Below are 20300 nucleotides of genomic sequence, written 5' to 3'. Positions count from 1 at the left end.
GGAGAGCCGCCCGTGGGCACGCCTTCTCCCGGGTGGTCCACGCCTTCCCACGGCCGACGGATGCGCGGCGGCCCCGCAGCACGGCGTCTCCAGGCGGTTGGGAGGGCCGCGCCGGAGACCGGTGCCATGGGCACGTGTATCACCCGGAAGAGTGTCCAATGACGCGCTGATTCCCGGGACGGTCGTCGGGTGCGGTGATCCCGGACCGGGCGTCGGGTGCGGTGATCCCGGACCGGGCGTCGGGTGCGGTGTCCTCGGACCGGGACGCCGGTGTCGTCCACGCCGAGCTGCCGGCCCGGCCGGCCGAGCTATGGGCTGAGGGCTGAGGGCCGGGAGCAGAATGCGATGCCTTGCGACGACAGCCCTGCTTCCGGCCCTCCGCACCGGCTCGCCACACCGGCCGGTGCGGAGGGCCGGTCCAATCGGCCGACCGGTTCCTCGACGCCCACGGACGCGGCCTGCCGCTGACCGCCGAGCAGCAGGCCGCGGGCTGCGGGCTGCGGGCGGTGGACGGCGGGCGGTGGACGGCGGGCCGGGGCTCGCCGCCTCTGCGGGTGCTCAGTCGAGGCAGAACTCGTTGCCCTCGATGTCCCGCATCACGATGCACGACTCGTTGTACTCGTCGGCGACCATCACTCGCTCGCACGTCGCTCCGAGGGCGACCAGGCGGTCGCGCTCGGCCTTGAGCGTGGCGAGGCGCTCCTCACCCACGAGCCCCGTACCGGCTCGTACGTCGAGATGCACCCGGTTCTTGGCGACCTTGCCCTCGGGGACACGCTGGAAGAACAGTCGCGGGCCCGCGCCCGAGGGGTCGACGCAGGCGAACGCCGAGCCCTGCTGGTCGGGCGGCAGGGCGCGGTCGAAGTCGTCCCACGTGGCGAAGCCCTCCGGAGGCGGCGGTACGACGTACCCCAGCACCTCGCACCAGAAGCGGGCGACGCGCTCGGGCTCCGCGCAGTCGAAGGTGATTTGGACCTGCCTGATCGATGACATCGGCGCACGATAGCAAGGGAGTCCCTGTTGCTCATTTCCCTTTTCGGACAGGCGTGTTGCCGGGCGGGCGGGACCTGTTGATCGTCTCGGCCCAGTGGGTATTGTGCGTCGTCCCGCCCGCGTTCCGGTTCCGGGTCCCGGGCCGGTCCGGGGCGGGGCAGCGGTTACGGCCTGGGGAGTACTCGAGTGGGGGATGGCGTGTCGGTGTTCGCACCACTGGAGGAGGCGGATCCGCATCGCGTGGGCCGGTTCCGGATCGTGGCCAGGATCGGCGCGGGAGGCATGGGCCGGGTCTATCTCGGGCGTTCGCCCGGAGGCCGGTCGGTCGCGGTGAAGGTGGTGCGTGCGGAGCTCGCCGAGGAGGCCGGGTTCCGGCGGCGGTTCGCCCGGGAGGTGGAGACGGCCCGGCGGGTCACCGGGTTCTTCACCGCCGCGGTGGTGGACGCCGACCCGCAGGGCTCCCCCGCGTGGCTGGCCACCGAGTACGTACCGGGAATGCCGCTGGGCGAGGCGGTCGGACGGCACGGGCCGTGGCCCGAGAAGAACGTGCTGGCGCTGGGGGCAGGGCTGGCCGAGGCGCTGGAGGCCGTCCACGACGCGGGGGTGATCCACCGGGACCTGAAACCCTCGAACGTACTGCTCGCCATGGACGGCCCGCGCGTCATCGACTTCGGGATCTCGGTCATGGCCGAGGTGAGCGCGCACGCGAGCGTACTGACGCAGACCGGGGCGGTCATCGGCACGCCGGGTTTCATGTCGCCGGAGCAGCTGGTGGGGGGCGAGGTCGGTCCGCCGAGCGACGTGTTCTCCCTCGGGACGGTACTGGCGTTCGCCGCCACCGGCTCCGGCCCGTTCGGAGCCGGCGCGGCCCAGGCGCTGAACTACCGCATCGTCCACGAGCAGCCGGACCTGAGCGGACTGCCACCGGTACTGGCCGATGTGGTGGGGCGCTGCCTGACCAAGGAACCGGAACGGCGGCCATCCGTGGCCACGTTGGTGCGCGAGCTCGGCCGGGCCCTGCCGGACGAGGGGCTGGAGACGCCCCGGCCGTCGTCGGACGGCGGTTGGTTGCCGGAGTCGGTGACCCGCGTACTGCGGGAACGGGCGCACACCCGCACCATGGCCCCCCAGGAGCACGATCGGGAGCACGGTCGGGAGCAGGAACGGGGTCGAGGAGAGGAACAGGGCCGAAGAGAGACAGAGGGAGAGGGAGAGGGGCAGGAGCGGCGACAGGGGACGCCGCTGTCCGGCGGCGACGAACCCTCGCCCCACCACGCACCGACCCGCACGGGCCGGCAGTCTCCCCCGGTCACGCCCCCGCCCCCGGCCCATCCTCCGACCGCGTTGGTGCCACCGGCGCGTGAGGCGAGGCCCGAGCGGCCCCGGATACCGGTGACTCCGAAACCGGCGGACATGCGCCGTCCGTCACCGTCGCCGTCCTCCACGGTCCCCTACCCGCCGGTCGTCACCCGTCGCCGGGTGCTGGGCACTCTGGGCGGTGTGGCAGCCGTGGGCGCCGGTTTCACCCTGATGAAGGTCCGGAGCGACAGGGCCGACGCCGCCGAGAGGCCCCCGGCCGGCGTCAAGCAGCGCTGGGCCCTCGGGGACTTCAAGACGTCCTCCCCGGTGACGGTCGTCGGCCGCACCCTCTACGTGGGCCAGTCCGGCGGCCTCCGCGCCATCGACACCGCCGACGGCCGGCGACGCTGGGCCTTCGACGCCCCCACCGGCGACACCGGTCGCCCCCCGGCCGTCGCCGACGGCACGGTCTACTTCGGCAGCAGCGACGGCAACATGTACGCCCTCGACGCCGCCACCGGCGGCAAGCGCTGGAGCTCCCCGGTGGCGGCCGAGAGCAGACTGGGCATGTCCGCGACCGTCGCCGACGACATCGTCTACTTCCTCAGCCGCAGACGCACCGATGTCGAGCACATCGAAGCCGGGCTGCACGCCGTCGACGCGGCCACCGGCCGGGAACACTGGGTCTTCACCTACTCCGCGGACTTCGCCGACGTGCCGCCCCCGCTGGTCTCGGGCGGCGCCGTCTTCGTCGGCGGCGGGGACGGCACCCTGTACGCCGTGGACGCCGACACCGGCCGCGAACGCTGGGCCGTCCCCACCGCCGGGGAGTCCGTCCCCGAGCCGCAGAAGCGTCTCCACCTGGCCCCGCTGGTCGCGGACGGCACCGTCCATGCCGGCAACGGCGACGGCACGCTGCACGCGGTGGACGCCGACACCGGCCGGAAACGCTGGACCTTCGCCACCGGTGAACGGGCGGACGTGCTGCCCGTCGTCTCCGGCGACACCGTCTGCGTCAACAGCTACATGGGCAGGCTGTACGCCCTCGACGCCGCCACCGGAGAGGAACACTGGACCCTCGACCTCGGCGACCACTCGTTCTCGGCTCCGACGGTCGCCGCGGGCACCGTCTACGTCGGAAGCCGCAACCACAAGGTCTACGCCGTCGATGTCGCCACGGGCCGCAAGCTGTGGGCCTACAGGTCCGAAGGCCCGATATCCGCTACCCCGGTCGTCGCGGACGGCACGCTCTACTTCAGCTCCGGCAGCCCGGGCAACGAACTGCGGGCGGTGGCACTCGGCGCACCAGGACCCAGCCCGGCCGGGTGAGGGGCGGCGAGGCGGCCCCGTTCGCCCCGACCGGACTCACGTCGGTTCAGCGGCCCACCGGGAGGACGGGCGGAGGCGTCGGCGTCACGGCTTGCGCGCCACCCCGCAGTAGGCGTCGACGGCGGCGGTGCTCGGGGCGTCCGGGTCCGGACGCCAGGACGGGACCCGGGCGATGCCGGGGGCGACCAGCTCCAGCCCTTCGAAGAAGCCGGCGATCTCCTCGACCTCGCGCACGTGGTACGGCGTCGCGCCGCTGGCGTTGTAGGCGTTCGAGGCGGCGATCATGCCCTCGCTCGTCGCGGTGCTGTCGCTGATCACCAGGTAGCTGCCCGACGGAAGGCCCGCCATCAGCTGCCGTACCACGTGGCGTGCCTCGTCGTAGTCGGCGACGTGACCGAGGGTGTTGAGGATGATCAGGGCGATCGGCCGGGAGAAGTCGAGGGTGCCGGCGGCGGCCTCCAGGACGGCTTCGGGCGCGTGGAGGTCGACGTCCAGGTAGGCGGTCCGGCCCTCGGGGGTGCTGGTGAGCAGCGCGCCCGCATGGGTCAGCACGATCGGGTCGTTGTCGACGTACACGATCCGGGCGTCGGGGGCCGCGCGCTGGGCCACTTCGTGGGTGTTGTCGGCGGTGGGGAGGCCCGTGCCGATGTCCAGGAACTGCCGGATGCCCTGCTCCTGGATCAGATGGCGGACGGCGCGCCCCAGGAAGAGCCGGCTGGTGTGCGCCACGTCGACGAGCCCGGGGAAGATCTCCTTGATCTGCTCCCCGATCTCCCGGTCGACCTCGTAGTTGTCCTTGCCACCGACGAAGTAGTTCCAGAAGCGGGCCGAGTGCGGTGTGGTGGTGTCGATCCGGGCCCGTATCTCCGCGCCGGCAGCGACCTGGGAGTTGGTGTCCGACACGGCAGGGTCTCCTGGAGGTTGGCTCGGGTGATCGGAACCCAACCTAGTGCCGCCGCTGCTCAGGCGGCGTGAAAAGTGGTGGAGCGGTGGACAGTTGAGGGTGGGACGACCTGACGGCTCGCCCGGGTCTTCGGAGGCGAGCCGTCCGTCGTGGGGACCGATGGGTCGGTCTCAGCCGAACATGCCCGGCACGTAGTCGCCCGCCGGCCGGCGGACGATGACGTTCAAGCGGTTGTACATGTTGATCAGGGCGATCAGGCCGACCAGCGCGGTGAGCTGGTCCTCGTCGTAGTGCTCGGCCGCGTTCGCCCAGGCCTCGTCGGAGACGCCGCCCGAGCCGTCGGCGATGCGGGTGCCCTGCTCGGTCAGTTCCAGGGCGGCGCGTTCGGCGTCGGTGAAGACCTCGGCCTCCCGCCACGCCGCGATGAGGTTCAGGCGCAGAGCGGTCTCGCCCGCCTTCTCGGCGTCCTTGGTGTGCATGTCGAGGCAGAAGCCGCAGCCGTTGATCTGGCTGGCGCGGATCTTCACCAGCTCCTGGGTCGTGGCCGGCAGCGACGACTCCAGGGTTTTGGCCGCCGAGTTGATGTGCCGCAGGAACTTGCCGGCGAGCGGGCCGGCGAACATGTCGAGACGGGCTTCCATGATGATTTCCTCCGGTCGTCGGGCATCGGGCTCGGTCACCGAGTCGGGTCCCCGGGCTCGGGCGTCGAGTTGAGCGTCGGACGCGGTCGTCGGTCGTCCGCGTCCTTGGGCGTACACAGCTACGACGAAGCGCGGGGTGCGGGATGTGACACGTCCGAGAAGGGAGTGGCCCGACCCGCGTCTCAGTCGTTCGGGGTGGCTCGTGCCAGCAGCCGGCGCAGGGCCGCCGTCACCTCGGCCGGACGTTCGTCCATCACCCAGTGGCCGGTGTCGTCCAGCATCGTCAGTTCGGCCCCCGGGACCGCCCGGGCCAGCTCGGTCGCGATCGTGGGGCGCAGGTACTCGTCCTCGCGGCCCCAGACGACCGACGTCGGGCAGGAGATGCCGGGGAGGCCTCGGAGCAGTTCGGGGCGGGGCGGGGTGCGGTAGTCGGCGAAGAAGTGGAGGAGCCGGCGGCGGCCCTCCGGCGTGTCCATCCAGTCGACGTAGCCTTCCAGGACGCCGGGGTCGAGGTGGCCCGCGCGGACCAGCGGCGCGAAGGCCCGGCGGTGGAGGGCGGCGTAGGGCAGGCGCATCGCGACCGGTCGCAGTACGGGCGTTCGCCCGGCGAGGCTTATCAGGCTGAAGACTGCGTACCAGGGGCGGGCGAAGGAAGCGTGCGCGCGGCTGTTGAGGACCGCCAGTCGGCGTACGCGCCCGGGGTGGGTCTCGGTGAAGCCGAGGGAGAGGAAGCCGCCGTAGTCGTGGCCGACCAGGTTCACCGGCCCAAGCGCCAGCGCGTCCAGCAGCCGGCCGAGCCGGGCGACCTCGGTGTCGTAGTCGAAGCGCAGGTGCAGGGGGCGGTCGGACTCGCCCCAGCCGAGGAGGTCCGGGGCGATGACCCGGTACTGGAGTGACAGGGGCGGGATCTGGTGGCGCCAGCAGTGGTGGTTGGCGGGGTAGCCGTGCAGGAGGAGGACCGGCTCGGCATCGGGGGGTCCCGACTCCCAGCAGGCCACGCGGGCACCGCCGTCCACCGTGACCGACCGGGCGCGGGGCCCGTCCGTGCCGGGGCTCTGCGTACTCATCGGCTGCTCGCTCCCTCGATCCGTCGTACTCCCCCTACTCCCCTTCCCCCATAACTCGGCGGGCGCCCGGAAGTGACGCGCCCGGGGCACGGTGTTCGGCCGAGGGGGCGCGTCGTCGCCGGCGTACGGCGGACCGGCGGCCACCCCGGCGCGTGCGGGGCGCCCGGCGAGGTTTAGGTTCGGTTCCAGCAGTCGGCACAGCAGGAGGCGGAGATGGCGAAGGTTCCCGGCGCGGTGGTCGCCGCGGGTGGTCTCGTCGGCGGGTACGGCGTGGCCCGGTGGACGAGGAAGCGGCAGCTCGGCGGGGTCGTACTCGCCGTCGCCGGAGCCGCTGCCGCACAGCAGTGGCGGGAACGGGCCGGCGGGAGGGCCGCCGGAGCGCTGACGGCCGCGTACGTCGCCGGCTTCGCCGGGTCCCACCCGCTGGCCAAGAAGGTGGGCGCCTGGCCGGCCGTCCTCGGTGTCGCCGGTGCCGTGGCACTGGCCTCGTGGGCGGTCGCCGACCGGCGGGGCTGACCGGCGGGGCCGGCGGGAGGGGCGAGCTCCCGTCCGGGCCGGCTCAGGTCAGGTGCGTCAGTACGTTCACCACCCGCCCGTTCGGATCCCGTACGAAGAAGCGCCGTACGCCCCACTCCTCGTCCCGCGGCTCCCGTACGATCTCCGCGCCCGACACGGCGACCTGCGCGTACACCGCGTCGACGTCCTCGACCTCCACGCTCAGGTCGGGGGCGACGGGCGCGGTGCGTTCCTCGGTGAAGAGACTGATCTGGGCGGTGGGGTTCGACGGGGAGGCCAGGGTCGTCACCCAGCCCATGTCCATCACCTCCTCGAAGCCCAGCAGGCCGTAGAAGTCACGGCTGCCGCGCAGCCCCTCCTCGTGCTCGACCTGGATGTTGGGGACGATCCGGCGGATGGTCATCGGGCGGCTCCTCACGGTCGGCCGGTCCGGCGGCGGGGCGTTCGGACGGCACGGACGGTGCTCGGCGGTACAGGCGGTGCTCGGCGGAACGGGCGGTGCTCGGCGGAACGGGCGGTGCTCGCCGGTACCGGCGGCACCGGCGGCACGGACCGACGCTACGCTCCCGTCGTGCCGGTTCCCGGCGTTCCCGCCGGGTCCGCCGGTCCCGCCGGGTCCGCCGGTCCCGCCGAGCCCCCGTGCACCACCGACAGCGGCTCCGCGATGTCCTCCAGCGAGCGGCGTTCCGCCTTCACCGCCAGGAACGCCGCCACCAGGCCGGCCGCGCACATCAGCCCGGCGCCGATCTGGAAGGCCAGGACCGTGTCGCCGACCACGCCGGACTCGGTGAGGTTGGCGAAGAGCAGCGGACCGCTGATGCCGCCGGCGGCGGTACCGATGGCGTAGAAGAAGGCGATGGCCATGGCGCGGGTCTCCATGGGGAAGATCTCGGAGACCGTCAGGTACGCGCTGGAGGCGCCCGCCGACGCGAAGAACAGCACCACGCACCAGCAGACCGTCATCGTCGTGGCCGTCAGCGACCCCCGGTCGAAGAGGTACGCCGTGCCGAAGAGCAGGATGCCGGAGAGCAGATACGTGCTGGAGATCATGATTCGGCGGCCGACCGTGTCGAAGAGCGGGCCGAGGAGCAGCGGGCCGCAGAAGTTGCCGGCGGCGATGACGGCGAAGTAGTAGCCGGTGCTGCCGGTCGGCACGTCGAAGAACGTGATGAGGATGGTGCCGAAGCCGAAGGTGATGGCGTTGTAGAGGAAGGCCTGGCCGACGAAGAGGGACAGGCCGAGGACCGCGCGGCGCGGGTAGCCGCGGAAGACGGTTTTGGCGATCAGGCCGAAGCCGATGCTCTTGCGCTGGTGGATGGTGATCTCACCGGCCGGTGGCGGCAGCTTCTCGCCCTTCTCCTTCTCGATCTCCCGTTCGGCGGACGACACGAGGGCGTCGGCCTTCTCTCCCTGGCCGTGGATGAACTGCCAGCGTGGGCTCTCCGGGACGTGCCGGCGCACGAGCAGGATGACCAGGCCCAGGACCACACCCAGGCCGAAGCTGAGCCGCCAGCCGAGGTCCTTGGGGAAGATGTCGGTGTCCAGCATCACGATGGACAGCAGCGCGCCGCCGATCGCGCCGAGCCAGTAGCTGCCGTTGATGATGAGGTCGACCCGGCCCCGGTACCGGGACGGGATCAGCTCGTCGATCGCGGAGTTGATCGCCGCGTACTCGCCGCCGATGCCGAAGCCGGTGAGGAAGCGGAAGAGGAAGAACCACCAGGTCTCGAAGGAGAGCGCGGTCAGCGCCGTCGCCGCCAGATAGACGACCAGCGTCACCATGAACAGCTTCTTGCGGCCGTAACGGTCGGTCAGCCAGCCGAAGAACAGGGCCCCGGAGCAGGCGCCCGCCACGTACAGGGCGGCGGCCATACCGGTGATCTGCGCCGAACTGATGTCCAGGCCGCTGCCTTCCTCGGCGATACGGCCCGCCACGTTGCCGACGATCGTGACTTCCAGGCCGTCCAGGATCCAGACGGTGCCCAACCCGATCACGATCATCCAGTGCCATCGCGACCAGGGCAGCCTGTCCAGTCGGGCCGGGACGGCCGTGGTGACGGTGCCGATGGCGGCGGGCGTCGAGCCCGGCGACGACGATTCCGCTGTCATGGCTCCCTCTCCGTCGAGCGAACGCCTCCCGTGTGCCCTGCACCGGAAGGGACACGCCCACCGCGCCGGGAGGGCCCGCCGCCGCACCGGGAGGCCGCAGGGCCCGCCCGCGCCCTCGGCCGCGGAGCCCTACGCCCCCAGCATGCGGGAGACCGTGTAGATCAGCAGCCCGGCCAGCGAGCCGACCACCGTGCCGTTGATCCGGATGAACTGGAGGTCCCGGCCGATGTTCGCCTCGATCTTCTTCGTGGTGTGCTCGGCGTCCCAGCCCGCCACCGTGTCGGTGATCAGGGAGGTGATCTCCCCGCGGTAGGTGGTGACCACGTACACCGCGGCGCCCTCGACCCACGAGTCGACCTTGCCCTGCACCTTGGCGTCGGAGGCCATCCGCGCGCCCAGCGACAGCAGCGAGGCCCGCACCCGCATGCGCAGTTCGCTGCGCTCGTCCTCCGCCGCCGAGACGATCATGGAGCGTACGGCCGTCCAGGCGGACGCGATCAGGTCCTGGACCTCGCCGCGGCCCAGCACCTCGGTCTTCAGCCGCTCCACCCGCGCACGGGTCTCCGTGTCGGACTGGAGGTCGGAGGCGAAGTCGGTGAGGAAGCGGTCGAGGGCGCCGCGCGCCGGATGGGCCGGCATGTCGCGCATCTCGGTGACGAAGCGCAGCAGCTCCTTGTAGACACGGTCGCCGATCTTCTTGTCCACGAACCGGGGCGTCCATCCGGGTGCCCCGCCCTGTACGGCGTCCATCACGGAGTCGCCGTGCAGGACCAGCCAGTCGTGGGCGCGGGAGACGATCAGGTCGACGGCCCGCCGGTGTCCGCCGTCGGCGACGATCCGGTCCAGCAGCTTGCCGATACCGGGGGCGATCTCCTGGGCGTCGGCCCGCCGGGTGATCGCCTCCCCCACCACCGCCTGCACGTCGGAGTCGCGCAGCACGGTGAGGGCGCCGCGCAGTGCGGCGGACAACTCGGCCGTCACCCGGTCGGCGTGTTCCGGCACGGCGAGCCAGGCACCGAGCCGGCTGCCGATACCGACGGCGCGCAGCCGCCCGCGTACGACGTCCTCGGAGAGGAAGTTCTCGCCGACGAACTCGCCCAGCGACACACCCAGCTGGTCCTTCTTCTTCGGGATGATCGCGGTGTGCGGGATGGGGATGCCGAGCGGGTGGCGGAAGAGGGCGGTGACCGCGAACCAGTCGGCGAGCGCGCCGACCATGCCGGCCTCGGCGGCGGCCGACACATAGCCCGCCCAGGCGCCCGCGCCCCGGTGGGAGGCCCACTCGGTCAGGACGTAGACCACGGCGACGAACAGCAGCAGGCCGGTGGCGGTGAGCTTCATGCGGCGCACGCCGCGGCGCTTGACCTCGTCGGCGGGGCTGAAGGCCGTCATCGCGCGGTCGCGCACGGCGCCGGCGTCGCCCGTGCCGCGAGCCGCGCCCGTACCGGAGGCGACGTCCGTGCCCGTGGCAGCGTCCGTGCCGGGGCCGGAGTCCCGGGCGGCCCGCCCGTCCCTCTCGGCGGATCCCCCGGCACCTCCCGTGCCCGCCCCGGCGTCCCGCCCGGTGCCTCCGGAACCATCAGGAAGTTCCGCTTTCGCGCGTTCCATGCACTCCACCGTTCGCTGATCCGTCCCGCACACATTGTCCCTTCCTGACCGACTCCTGGAACGGAACACAAGTTCCCGGCGTCTGTCCGGTAGGGGAACGCCCGGGCGGGTCCTGAGGCCTTTCCCCGGCCCATGACGCATCATGGGTTCATCGGACCGGAGCTTCGGGCTCCCCTCGCCCGAGGAGAACAACACAGCATGACCCGGGGACGTGACGGCGGTTCAGGACCGCCCCCCACCAAACACCGTGCCCTGCTCGCCGCGATCGTCACCCTGATAGTGGCGATCTCCACGGCCATATACGCCGGAGTGTCCGCCGACGACGGCACCAAGGACCGCACACCGCTCGCCGGCGGACGTTTCCCGCGCGGCGACGCCGCTCCGGCCTCCACCGGCACCTGGGTCGGCGCCTGGTCCACCTCCCCGGCGGCGGCCGAACCGGGCACCGTGGCGACCGGCATGGCGGGCCGCTCGGTACGCAACGTCGTACACGCCGGCATCGGCGGCACCAGCGCGCGGATCACCCTGTCCAACCTCTACGGACAGTCCCCGCTGACCGTCACGCACGCCACCATCGCCCTGGCCAACGGCCCCGGCACCGCCGCCGCGCTCGCCGACACCATGCGCCGGCTCACCTTCGGCGGCGCCCCCCGGGTCGTCATCCCGGCGGGCGGCCAGGTGACGAGCGACATCGCCCGCATCACCGTCCCGTACGGCGCGGACGTCCTGGTCACCACGTACTCCCCCGTGCCGTCCGGACCGGTCACCCACCACCCGTACGCGCAGCAGACCAGCTACATCGCCGACGGTGAGCGCACCGCGGACGTCACCGCCGTCGCGTACACGACCGAGACCCGGTACTGGCGCTACCTGACCGCGCTGGACGTGCTGAGCCACGAGGCCGACGGCACCGTCGTCGCCCTCGGCGACTCGATCACCGACGGTTTCGGCGCCGATGTGGACGCCAACAACCGCTGGACCGACGTCCTCGCCGAGCGCCTGCACGACGCGGCCGAGGCCGGGCGGGACACCCCGCGCTACAGCGTCGTCAACCAGGGCATCAGCGGCAACCGCGTCCTGACCGGCCGCTCGGGCCGGCCCGCAGACAACCCCAGCGCACTGAGCCGCTTCGAGCGTGACGTACTGGAACGCGCCAACGTCAAGGTCGTCGTCATCGTCCTCGGCGTCAACGACATCCTGCACAGTCCGGAACTCGCCGACCGGGACGGCATCCTCGACGGCCTGCGCACACTGGTCGACCGGGCCCACGCCCGCGGGCTGAAGACCGTCGGCGCGACGATCATGCCGTTCGGCGGCTACGGCGGTTACACCAAGGCCCGCGAGACGATGCGGCAGGAGATCAACGAGGAGATCCGCTCGGGCCGGGTGTTCGACGCGGTCGTCGACTTCGACAAGGCCCTGCGCGACCCCTACGACCCGCGCCGGCTGCGCTCCGACTACGACAGCGGCGACCACCTGCACCCCAGCGACAAGGGGTACGAGCGGATGGGCCGGCTCATCGACCTGGACGACCTGAAGGGCGCGGCACCGATCCAGCTCTGAACCGGAACGGGCCCGGACGTACGGACGGCCGCCGACTCTCGGAGCGGCAGCACTGGTTGGGAAGGATGGCGTCACAGTGCCACACGCCACTGACACGCCCGCCGTCATGTCGCCCGTACGGCCCGCTCCCGCGCCCGGCGGCGCCCCGCTCAGTCCTCGCCCCGCCTGCGGCGGTCCCGCTCCTCGCGGCGCAGCTCGCGCTGGTCACGGCGTTCGTCGCGGTGCTCGCGGAGCATGTCCCGGTGCTCCTCCAGCATCCGGTCGTGGGCCCCCTCCACTTCCTCCCGGAACGAGGAGTGCAGCCCCTTCCGCGCGGCCCGGCGCTCCAGCTTCTCCTGCCGGCGCTCCTCCTTCTGCCGCTGCCGCTCCGCCCGCGTCAGCTTGCGTTCCACACCGACCCCGCCCCACAGGGCGAAGCCCGTCACGATGACACGCGGCCCGCCCGGATCCCCGGGGACGCCCTCCTCGCGGTGGTCGAAGCCGCCCATGACGCCGACGCCGCGCACGATCACCTCGACACCCGGCGGCACGATCACGTTCATCCCGCCCATGATCGCCACGCAGTTGATCACGACCTCGCGGTCGGCGAAGTTCGCCTCACGCAGGTCGATGTCCCCGCCGCCCCAGAACGCGACCGAGTTGAACCGCCTCGGCACCGTCCAGCGCCCCTTGCGCTGGAACCCGGACATCACGGCGACCGCCCACGACGACGACCCCTCGCCGCCGGTGATCCGGCCCGCCCAGTCCGCGCTCCCCTCGGGCTCCTTGGTCATCGACACCCGGGGCGCCACGGCCGCCCCGCCGACCGGCAGGTCCTGGGTGATCGGCGCCAGCTCCCCGTACGTCCGCGCGCTGTACGTGGTGTCCAGCCGCTCCTGGAACTCGGCCATGTCCAGACGCCCCTCCGCGAGGGCGTCCCGCAGGACCTCGGCGACTCGTTCGCGGTCGGCGTCGGATGCGCGGAGTTCCGGGGCGTCGTCGGTCATGCGATCAGCCTACGAGGTCACCGCGCCGGGCACTACGCGCCCGCGCGTTCCGCGTACATCTTGGCGATCACCGACTCGATGTCCGGCTCCCGCACCGACAGGTCCACCAGCGGATACTCCGCCGCGATCCGTGCCACCAGCCCCGCCGCCGACGCCGACGCCGGGAACGCCAGCCACTGCCGCGGCCCCTCCACCCGCACCACCCGGGCGGGCGCCGGCGCGTCGATCGGCGGCAACTCCCGCTCCAGGTCCACCACCAGTGTCCGCTCGCTCTCCCCCGCCTCGTGCAGCCCCTCCAGCGCACCGTCGTACATCAGCCGCCCGTGGTCGATCACCATCACCCGGGAGCAGAGCTGCTCGATGTCCTGGAGGTCGTGCGTGGTCAGCAGCACCGTGGTGCCGCTCTCCGCGTTCAGGTCGCGCAGGAATCCCCGCACCTTGGCCTTCGACACCACGTCCAGGCCGATCGTCGGCTCGTCGAGGTACAGCACCTCCGGGTCGTGCAGCAGCGCCGCCGCGATGTCGCCGCGCATCCGCTGCCCCAGCGACAGCTGCCGCACCGGCACGTCCAACAGCTCCCGCAACTGGAGGAGTTCCACGCAGCGGTCCAGGTTCTCCCGATAGCGTGCGTCCGGGATGCGGTACATGCGGTGCATCAGCCGGTAGGAATCGATCAGCGGCAGGTCCCACCACAGCGTCGTCCGCTGCCCGAACACCACCCCCATGCGGTGCGCCAGCCGGATCCGCTCCCGCGCGGGATCGATCCCGGCCACCCGCAACCGGCCCCCGCTCGGCGTCAGAATGCCGGTCAGCATCTTGATCGTCGTCGACTTCCCGGCGCCGTTCGGCCCGATGTAACCGACCATCTCACCGCGCGCCACGGTGAACGACAGGCCGTCCACCGCCCGTACCCGCCGCCGCTCCCGCTTCAGGAAACCGGTCTTCTTCCGCACGTCGAAGACCTTCTCCACACCGTCCAACTCGATGAACCCCGCGCCGGCCGGGACCCCCACGACACCCTCCCCGGCCGGAGTCCCCGACGCACCCGACACCCGCGACTCCCTCAACTCCGCCGACTCTCCCCACTCCTTCGACTCCCTCACCTCCCTCAGCTCCTTCGACTCCTTCGACTCCCTCAGCTCCCTCAACTCCCCGTGCTCCGATACGAACGAAGCCCCGCCCGCCAGGCCAGCCCCGCCAGCGCGCAGCAGGCCACGGCCGCGAGCGGCGGCGTGAACGCCACCCACTCGGGCAGGTCCAGCGGATACGGCCGCCCCAGCACATAGCTCGCCGGCAACCAGTTGACGAAGGCCAGCGGCACCACGAACGTCACCCCCCGCACCAGGTCCAGCGCGAACACCGTCGGCGGATACTGCAACATCGTCGTGCCGCCGTAGGTGAACGCGTTGGCCACCTCCGAGGCGTCCTGCGCCACGAACTGGAAGGCCCCCGCCGCCACGAACACCGCGCAGAAGATCCCCGCCCCGCTGAGCAGCGCCACCGGCATCAGCAGCAGCTTCGCCGCCGACCAGTCGATGTCGAGGACCACCAGCGCGTACCCCAGCACCAGCAACCCCTGCGTCACCCGCCCGAGCCGACGCAGCCCGAACCGGTCCGCCGCCACCTGTGCCAGTACCGGCGCCGGACGCACCAGCAGCGTGTCCAGCGTGCCGTCCCGCACCCGGCGGCCCAGCCGATCCATCGAGCCGATCGCCAGGTCCGCCAGCCCGAAGGCCACACCGGACAGCCCGTACAGGAACGCCACCTCGGCCAGCGAATAGCCGCCCAGCGCGTCGACCCGGGAGAACATCAGCAGGATCGCCACGAAATCCAGCGCGGTCATCGCGAAGTTCCCGAACGTCGTCAGCACGAACGACGTCCGGTACGCCATCGTCGACCGGATCCACATCCCGACGATCAGCCCGTACGCACGCACCCCCTCGGCGACCCGGCCACGAGGCTCCACCCGCTCGGCCACCCAGGCCGCCTTCGTCGCCCCGGCGGCCGTCACCCCGGCCGTCCCGGTCCTCTCGGCCGCCCTGCCGGTCTCAGCCACCCTGCACCACCACCCGTCGCGTCGCCGCCGACTGAACCAGCCGCCCCACCGCCAGCAGCGCCACCGCCCAGGAAGCCTGGAAGACGAACGTCCCCAGCGCGTCCGCCTCCCCCAGCAGGACGTCCGCCGGCGCCTGCAGCAGCGACGACCACGGCAGCGCCCGCACGACCTCGCCGAGCGCGCCCGGGAACACGTTCAGCGGCAGCAGCATCCCCGAGCAGAACATCCCCGCGAGCCACGCCATCTGCGTCACCCCCGAACCGTCCATCAGCCAGAACGCCGAGAGCGCCACCAGATAGCGCAGCGCGAAACTCACCACCGCCGCCAGCACCACCGCCACCAGGAACGCCGCCCATGTGGACACCTCACGCGGCAACGCCACCGGGAAGACCAGCGACCCGAACACGAACGGCACCACCCCGCGCCCCAGCAACTGGAACAGCGCCCGCCCCACATCCGCCGCCAGCCACCACAGCTGGAGATCCGCCGGCCGGTACAGATCGACGGCGATGTCACCCGTACGGATGCGTTCCATCAACTCGTCCTCGAACCCGCCGCCCCCGATCGCCAGCGCCGCCAGCAAGGCCTGCCCCAGCCACACGAACGTGACGGCCTGCGCCTGGTCGTAGCCCCCGAGCTGCGGTTTCTCGTCCCACAGGGCCAAATAGGTGTAAACCAGGATCAATCCGAAGACCGTGTTGGTGAAAACCCCGGCGGCGGTGGCCGCCCGATACGTCGCGTACCGTCTGAATCCCCCCGCCGCCACGGCAACGTACAACCGCCCCGAGCCAGCGCCCACAACCCCCTCCTCCGCCCGACACCAAAGCGCAGGAGCCTAGTGCGACGGCGACCACCCGTGCCACGCAATTTCACAGGTGTGCCGACGAGCGGGAACGGAACTCCCGATGCGAGAGTCTTCTTCGAAGGGCACAGAGGACACAGAAGGGCACAGAGGGCACAGAGGGCGCAGAAGCGTACAAGGCCGTACGGGACCAGACCGTACGACGCGAAACAGGAGTCCGGGCACGAGATGAGCGACCAGCCGAACAAGGCGAAGAAGGCGAAGAAGGCGAAGAAGGCGAAGCGGCCCAAGCGGACCGGATGGCGCCGGCTGATCCCCACCTGGCGCATCGTGCTGGGCACCTGCGTCATCGGCGTCCTGCTGCTGGTCGGCGGCTTCTTCCTCGGCTACTCCCTGGTACACATCCCGGCCGCCAACGCGCTCGCCACCAAGGAGAGCAACGTCTACCTGTACGCCGACGGCGGCGTCATCGCCCGTGACGGCGAGGTCAACCGGGAGAGCGTCACCCTCGCCCGCATCTCCAAGGACGCCCAGCACGCCGTCCTGGCCGCCGAGGACCGCGACTTCTACACCGAATCCGCCATCGACCCCATGGCGATGATCCGCGCCGGCTGGAACACCGCCACCGGCAAGGGCAAACAGTCCGGCTCCACGATCACCCAGCAGTACGTCAAGAACTACTACCTGGCCCAGGACCAGACCATCACCCGCAAGGTGAAGGAGTTCTTCATCTCGATCAAGCTCGACCGCGAGAAGAGCAAGAGCGAGATCCTCGAGGGCTACCTCAACACCAGCTTCTTCGGCCGCGGCGCATACGGCATCCAGGCCGCCGCCCACGCCTACTACGGCGTCGACGCCAAGGACCTCACCGCCGCCCAGGGCGCCTACCTCGCCTCCCTGCTCAACGCACCCAGCCAGTACGACGTCGTCGCCCACCCCGAGAACAAACCCGCCGCCGAGTCCCGCTGGAACTACGTCCTGGACGGCATGGCCGACCAGGGCTGGCTCACCGAGACCGAACGCGCCGCGGCCAAGTTCCCGACGCCCAGGCAGACCACCGTCTCCACCAGCATGTCCGGACAGCGCGGCTACATCGTCAACATCGTCAAGAACCACCTCGTCCAGAACGACATCGTCTCCGAGGAGGAACTCGACCGCGGCGGCTACCGCATCACCACCACCCTGCAGAAGGGCAAGCAGGACGCCTTCGTCAAGGCCGTCGACGACAAACTGATGTCCAAACTGGACAAGAAGGAACGCAAGGTCGACACCTACGTCCGCGCGGGCGGCGCCTCCGTCGACACCAGGACCGGCAAGGTCGTCGCGATGTACAACGGCATCGACTACGTCAAGCAGTACACACCCAACGCCACCCGCCGCGACTTCCAGGTCGGCTCCGCCTTCAAGCCCTTCGTCTTCGCCTCCGCCGTCGCCAACCGCTCCAGGACACAGGACGGCCGCCTCATCAAACCGGGCACCGTCTACGACGGCACCAGCGAACGCCCCGTCCAGGGCTGGAGCGGCGGCCGCTACGCCCCCGAGAACGAGGACCACCGCGACTACGGCGACGTCACCGTCAGCGAGGCCACCGACAAGTCCATCAACGCCGTGTACGCCCAGATGGCCGTCGACGTCGGCTCCGACAAGGTCATGCAGACCGCGATCGACCTCGGCCTCTCCCCCAACACACCCGAACTGACCCCCTCCCCCTCCATCGCCCTCGGCGTGGCCACCGCCAGCCCCCTCGACATGGCCGAGGCCTACGCCACCCTCGCCAACCACGGCAAGCACAGCACGTACACACTCCTCGAGAAGGTCCTCAAGGACGGCAAGCACGAAGTCGACCTGCCCCAGCGGCGCGAAGAGCAGGCCGTCAGCCGCGAGGCCGCCGACACCACCACCTCCGTACTCCGCAGCGTCGTCCAGAAGGGCACCGCCACCGCCGCCCTCGCCGCAGGCCGCCCCGCCGCCGGCAAGACCGGCACCGCCGAGGAGGACACCGCCGCCTGGTTCGCGGGCTACACCCCCGAACTCTCCACCGTCGTCGCCGTGATGGGCCAGGACCCGAAAACCGCCGCCCACAAGCCGCTCTACGGCGCGATGGGCCTGCCCCGCATCAACGGCGGCGGCGCACCCGCCGAGATCTGGGGCCAGTACACCCGCAACGCCCTCGAGGGGGAACCGGTCACCGACTTCAGCCTCCGCATCCAGAGCGGCGCCAACGTCACCGAATCCCCGTCCGCCTCGGCCTCCGACGAACCCGGAACGGGCGACGAAAGCGGCAGCGACGACCCCACCGGCGACGCGGACACCGACACCCCCGGCCGGACCGGCGACGGCAGCACCCCGCCCGGCTCCACCGGCGGCGACGACACCCGCGACCCGTCGGCCGGCGGCCCCACCTCGGGCGGCGCCACCTCCGAACCGGGCCCCACCGGCGGCGGAGACGACTCGGCGAACGGCGACGACACCACCGAGGACGACGAAGGCGACTGGACCGACCCGGACGGCGACGGCAGCGAGGAAGGGGACACCGGAACGATCGCCGGCATCCCCTTCCCGCCCCGCCGCCAGTGACCCACCGGATCACCGCCCGGCTCAGGTCCCCGGGTCAGTGCCCGGAGGTCGCCTTCAGGCCCACCACGGCGACCAGCAGCAGACAGATGAAGAAGATCCGGGCGGCGGTCACCGGCTCCCCCAGCACCACCATGCCGAGCACCGCCGCACCGGCCGCGCCGATCCCCACCCACACGCCGTAGGCCGTACCGATGGGCAGTGTCCGGGCCGCGTACGACAGCAGCACCATGCTCGCGACGATCCCCGCACCGGTGAACAGGCTCGGCACCAGACGGGTGAACCCGTCCGTGTACTTCATCCCGATCGACCAGCCGACCTCGAGCAGACCCGCGACGAGCAACAGAATCCACGCCATGACAGGCACCTCCGTGAAACGAACTGAACGGTGGTGCGTCGTCTTTTCCTGGCCCGGTACGGCGCGTCTCGTCGGGTGCTTCCCAAGATAGCAAAGCCGACACAAAAGGGCTGGTGACAACGGTCACCAGCCCCTTCCACGGCTACTCCCGCCGCTGCGCTACAGGTCCCTACAGGTCCCTACAGGTACAACCCGGTCGAATCCTCCGACCCCTCGAACCGGTCCGCGGCCACGGCATGCAGATCCCGCTCGCGCATGAGCACGTACGCCGTACCCCGCACCTCGACCTCCGCACGGTCCTCCGGGTCGTACAGCACCCGGTCACCCGGCTCCACGGTCCGTACGTTCTGCCCCACCGCGACGACCTCGGCCCAGGCCAGCCGCTTGCCGACCGCCGCCGTGGCGGGGATCAGGATCCCGCCCCCGGAACGCCGCTCGCCCTCACCGGCGTCCTGCCGCACGAGTACACGGTCGTGCAGCATCCGGATGGGCAGCTTGTCGTCCAGGGAGCTGTGCTCGTTCTTCTTGGCGCTCACGCCACGAACCTACCTGCCCCGGCTCAGCGCCCACGCCGCCGGGTACCGCCCAGGGCGATCAGCCCCACGACCCCCACGACGACGAGCGCGGCGGGCACGACCCGCTCCATCCGGGGCGCGCCCCGCTCGTCCACGAACTGCGACTTCACATCGCTGACCACACGATTGACCTGGACGTACGCCCGCCCGAGGGTGTGATCGACGCTGGAAGCGACCTTGGCCTTCGCATCGCCCACGATCGTGCTCGGGTGCACCCGCATCCCGATCTCGTCGAGCGTCTCGGCCAGCACCTCGCGGCGGCGCTTGATGTCCGCCTCGATCTGCGCCGGGGTTCTGATGTCCGACGTGTCCGCCACCGTACGCCTCCGAAATCCGCTGAAGCTGTCCCGGACAGTCTGTCAGCTACTGGCCCCGCCGCACTGTCAGGACCCCCGGTTAGGCTGGATCGATGAGCGAGCGACTCCAGCCCGGGGACCCGGCCCCCGCCTTCACCCTCCCGGACGCCGACGGCAACGAGGTGTCCCTGTCCGACCACCGGGGCCGCAAGGTCATCGTGTACTTCTACCCTGCTGCCCTTACCCCCGGCTGCACGAAGCAGGCGTGCGACTTCACGGACAACCTGGAGCTGCTGGCCGGCGCCGGCTACGACGTCATCGGCATCTCGCCGGACAAGCCGGAGAAGCTGGCCAAGTTCCGCGAGGCCGAGTCCCTGAAGGTCACACTCCTGGCCGACCCCGACAAGAAGGTCCTCGACGCGTACGCGGCCTTCGGCGAGAAGAAGAACTACGGCAAGACCTACATGGGCGTCATCCGCTCCACGTTCGTGGTGGACGAGGAGGGCAAGGTCGAACACGCCTTCTACAACGTCCGCGCCACGGGCCACGTAGCCAAGATCATCAAGGACCTGGGCATCTGAGCCCGTCCTCACAGGGGCCGTACCGCACTACCGGTACGGCCCC

At 71.2% G+C, this 20300-nt stretch carries 19 protein-coding genes and 1 riboswitch; of the genes, 5 read left to right on the top strand and 14 right to left on the bottom strand.

Annotated features, from left to right (window positions below):
- Nucleotides 1–558: 558 nt before the first annotated feature.
- The gene (locus tag ABEA26_RS22395; protein WP_345594830.1) at nt 559–993 is read right to left on the bottom strand and encodes a VOC family protein; all 435 of its coding nucleotides are present in this window, start codon (nt 991–993) and stop codon (nt 559–561) included.
- 204 nt (nt 994–1197) lie between these two features.
- Between ABEA26_RS22395 and ABEA26_RS22390 the strand changes: the two genes are divergently transcribed.
- Nucleotides 1198–3621 carry an outer membrane protein assembly factor BamB family protein gene (locus ABEA26_RS22390; protein WP_345594828.1) on the top strand — a complete coding sequence of 808 codons (2424 nt, stop codon included), beginning with the start codon at nt 1198–1200 and terminating at the stop codon, nt 3619–3621.
- An 84-nt stretch (nt 3622–3705) separates the two neighbouring features.
- Here the strand turns inward: ABEA26_RS22390 and ABEA26_RS22385 are convergent, their stop codons facing one another.
- From ABEA26_RS22385 to ABEA26_RS22375, 3 genes are all read right to left on the bottom strand, one after another.
- On the bottom strand, nt 3706–4524 hold the full coding sequence (locus tag ABEA26_RS22385) for an SAM-dependent methyltransferase (protein WP_345594826.1): 819 nt from the start codon (nt 4522–4524) through the stop codon (nt 3706–3708).
- Nucleotides 4525–4695: 171 nt separating this feature from the next.
- The gene (locus tag ABEA26_RS22380) at nt 4696–5166 is read right to left on the bottom strand and encodes a carboxymuconolactone decarboxylase family protein (RefSeq protein ID WP_345594824.1); all 471 of its coding nucleotides are present in this window, start codon (nt 5164–5166) and stop codon (nt 4696–4698) included.
- A gap of 182 nt (nt 5167–5348) precedes the next feature.
- The gene (locus ABEA26_RS22375) at nt 5349–6233 is read right to left on the bottom strand and encodes an alpha/beta fold hydrolase (protein ID WP_345594822.1); all 885 of its coding nucleotides are present in this window, start codon (nt 6231–6233) and stop codon (nt 5349–5351) included.
- 213 nt (nt 6234–6446) lie between these two features.
- Here ABEA26_RS22375 and ABEA26_RS22370 point away from each other — a divergent pair, with 213 nt between their 5' ends.
- Nucleotides 6447–6749: a hypothetical protein gene (locus ABEA26_RS22370; RefSeq protein ID WP_345594820.1), complete on the top strand. Its 303-nt coding sequence runs from the start codon at nt 6447–6449 to the stop codon at nt 6747–6749.
- Between the two features lie 43 nt (nt 6750–6792).
- Here ABEA26_RS22370 and ABEA26_RS22365 read toward each other — a convergent pair whose 3' ends face one another.
- The 3 genes from ABEA26_RS22365 to ABEA26_RS22355 form a co-directional block, all read right to left on the bottom strand.
- On the bottom strand, nt 6793–7152 hold the full coding sequence (locus ABEA26_RS22365) for a VOC family protein (protein WP_345594818.1): 360 nt from the start codon (nt 7150–7152) through the stop codon (nt 6793–6795).
- A gap of 155 nt (nt 7153–7307) precedes the next feature.
- The gene (locus ABEA26_RS22360) at nt 7308–8858 is read right to left on the bottom strand and encodes an MFS transporter (RefSeq protein ID WP_345594816.1); all 1551 of its coding nucleotides are present in this window, start codon (nt 8856–8858) and stop codon (nt 7308–7310) included.
- A 129-nt stretch (nt 8859–8987) separates the two neighbouring features.
- Nucleotides 8988–10466, bottom strand: coding sequence for a DUF445 domain-containing protein (locus ABEA26_RS22355; RefSeq protein WP_425587880.1), 1479 nt, complete (start codon nt 10464–10466; stop codon nt 8988–8990).
- A gap of 198 nt (nt 10467–10664) precedes the next feature.
- On the opposite strand from ABEA26_RS22355, the gene ABEA26_RS22350 reads away from it, so the two are divergent.
- A complete protein-coding gene (locus tag ABEA26_RS22350) occupies nt 10665–12029 on the top strand; it encodes an SGNH/GDSL hydrolase family protein (protein ID WP_345594814.1) in 1365 nt (454 codons plus the stop codon).
- A gap of 149 nt (nt 12030–12178) precedes the next feature.
- On the opposite strand, the gene ABEA26_RS22345 is transcribed toward ABEA26_RS22350, so the two are convergent.
- From ABEA26_RS22345 to ABEA26_RS22330, 4 genes are all read right to left on the bottom strand, one after another.
- Nucleotides 12179–13015: a DUF1707 SHOCT-like domain-containing protein gene (locus tag ABEA26_RS22345; protein ID WP_345594812.1), complete on the bottom strand. Its 837-nt coding sequence runs from the start codon at nt 13013–13015 to the stop codon at nt 12179–12181.
- 32 nt (nt 13016–13047) lie between these two features.
- Complete coding sequence (locus ABEA26_RS22340; protein WP_345594858.1) at nt 13048–14028, bottom strand: ABC transporter ATP-binding protein; 981 nt, start codon at nt 14026–14028, stop codon at nt 13048–13050.
- A gap of 131 nt (nt 14029–14159) precedes the next feature.
- Nucleotides 14160–15026, bottom strand: a complete 867-nt coding sequence (locus ABEA26_RS22335; RefSeq protein ID WP_425587881.1) for an ABC transporter permease — start codon at nt 15024–15026, stop codon at nt 14160–14162.
- Nucleotides 15027–15063: 37 nt separating this feature from the next.
- The gene (locus tag ABEA26_RS22330; protein ID WP_345594810.1) at nt 15064–15870 is read right to left on the bottom strand and encodes an ABC transporter permease; all 807 of its coding nucleotides are present in this window, start codon (nt 15868–15870) and stop codon (nt 15064–15066) included.
- Nucleotides 15871–16101: 231 nt separating this feature from the next.
- Between ABEA26_RS22330 and ABEA26_RS22325 the strand changes: the two genes are divergently transcribed.
- The gene (locus tag ABEA26_RS22325; protein WP_345594808.1) at nt 16102–18450 is read left to right on the top strand and encodes a transglycosylase domain-containing protein; all 2349 of its coding nucleotides are present in this window, start codon (nt 16102–16104) and stop codon (nt 18448–18450) included.
- A gap of 34 nt (nt 18451–18484) precedes the next feature.
- Here ABEA26_RS22325 and ABEA26_RS22320 read toward each other — a convergent pair whose 3' ends face one another.
- The 3 genes from ABEA26_RS22320 to ABEA26_RS22310 form a co-directional block, all read right to left on the bottom strand.
- A complete protein-coding gene (locus ABEA26_RS22320) occupies nt 18485–18805 on the bottom strand; it encodes a DMT family transporter (protein ID WP_345594806.1) in 321 nt (106 codons plus the stop codon).
- A gap of 32 nt (nt 18806–18837) precedes the next feature.
- Nucleotides 18838–18902: riboswitch (guanidine-III (ykkC-III) riboswitch) on the bottom strand.
- 82 nt (nt 18903–18984) lie between these two features.
- On the bottom strand, nt 18985–19287 hold the full coding sequence (locus tag ABEA26_RS22315) for a GroES family chaperonin (protein WP_202550399.1): 303 nt from the start codon (nt 19285–19287) through the stop codon (nt 18985–18987).
- 77 nt (nt 19288–19364) lie between these two features.
- The gene (locus ABEA26_RS22310; protein ID WP_345594804.1) at nt 19365–19697 is read right to left on the bottom strand and encodes a DUF3618 domain-containing protein; all 333 of its coding nucleotides are present in this window, start codon (nt 19695–19697) and stop codon (nt 19365–19367) included.
- Nucleotides 19698–19789: 92 nt separating this feature from the next.
- Between ABEA26_RS22310 and bcp the strand changes: the two genes are divergently transcribed.
- Nucleotides 19790–20257, top strand: coding sequence for a thioredoxin-dependent thiol peroxidase (gene bcp / locus ABEA26_RS22305; RefSeq protein WP_345594802.1), 468 nt, complete (start codon nt 19790–19792; stop codon nt 20255–20257).
- The last annotated feature ends 43 nt before the right edge of the window (nt 20258–20300 follow it).

This window comes from Streptomyces marokkonensis (assembly GCF_039539045.1).
GTDB lineage: Bacteria > Actinomycetota > Actinomycetes > Streptomycetales > Streptomycetaceae > Streptomyces > Streptomyces marokkonensis.
Note: the sequence above shows the minus strand (reverse complement) of the source record. Positions and strands in the feature narration are given on the sequence as shown.

Coding starts and splice junctions, on each gene's coding strand:
- ABEA26_RS22345 (WP_345594812.1), bottom strand. CDS start 13,015: ATGACCGACGACGCCCCGGAACTCCGCGCATCCGACGCCGACCGCGAA.
- ABEA26_RS22365 (WP_345594818.1), bottom strand. CDS start 7,152: ATGACCATCCGCCGGATCGTCCCCAACATCCAGGTCGAGCACGAGGAG.
- ABEA26_RS22325 (WP_345594808.1), top strand. CDS start 16,102: ATGAGCGACCAGCCGAACAAGGCGAAGAAGGCGAAGAAGGCGAAGAAG.
- ABEA26_RS22350 (WP_345594814.1), top strand. CDS start 10,665: ATGACCCGGGGACGTGACGGCGGTTCAGGACCGCCCCCCACCAAACAC.
- ABEA26_RS22395 (WP_345594830.1), bottom strand. CDS start 993: ATGTCATCGATCAGGCAGGTCCAAATCACCTTCGACTGCGCGGAGCCC.
- ABEA26_RS22360 (WP_345594816.1), bottom strand. CDS start 8,858: ATGACAGCGGAATCGTCGTCGCCGGGCTCGACGCCCGCCGCCATCGGC.
- ABEA26_RS22315 (WP_202550399.1), bottom strand. CDS start 19,287: ATGCTGCACGACCGTGTACTCGTGCGGCAGGACGCCGGTGAGGGCGAG.
- ABEA26_RS22375 (WP_345594822.1), bottom strand. CDS start 6,233: ATGAGTACGCAGAGCCCCGGCACGGACGGGCCCCGCGCCCGGTCGGTC.
- bcp (WP_345594802.1), top strand. CDS start 19,790: ATGAGCGAGCGACTCCAGCCCGGGGACCCGGCCCCCGCCTTCACCCTC.
- ABEA26_RS22370 (WP_345594820.1), top strand. CDS start 6,447: ATGGCGAAGGTTCCCGGCGCGGTGGTCGCCGCGGGTGGTCTCGTCGGC.
- ABEA26_RS22380 (WP_345594824.1), bottom strand. CDS start 5,166: ATGGAAGCCCGTCTCGACATGTTCGCCGGCCCGCTCGCCGGCAAGTTC.
- ABEA26_RS22355 (WP_425587880.1), bottom strand. CDS start 10,466: ATGGAACGCGCGAAAGCGGAACTTCCTGATGGTTCCGGAGGCACCGGG.
- ABEA26_RS22320 (WP_345594806.1), bottom strand. CDS start 18,805: ATGGCGTGGATTCTGTTGCTCGTCGCGGGTCTGCTCGAGGTCGGCTGG.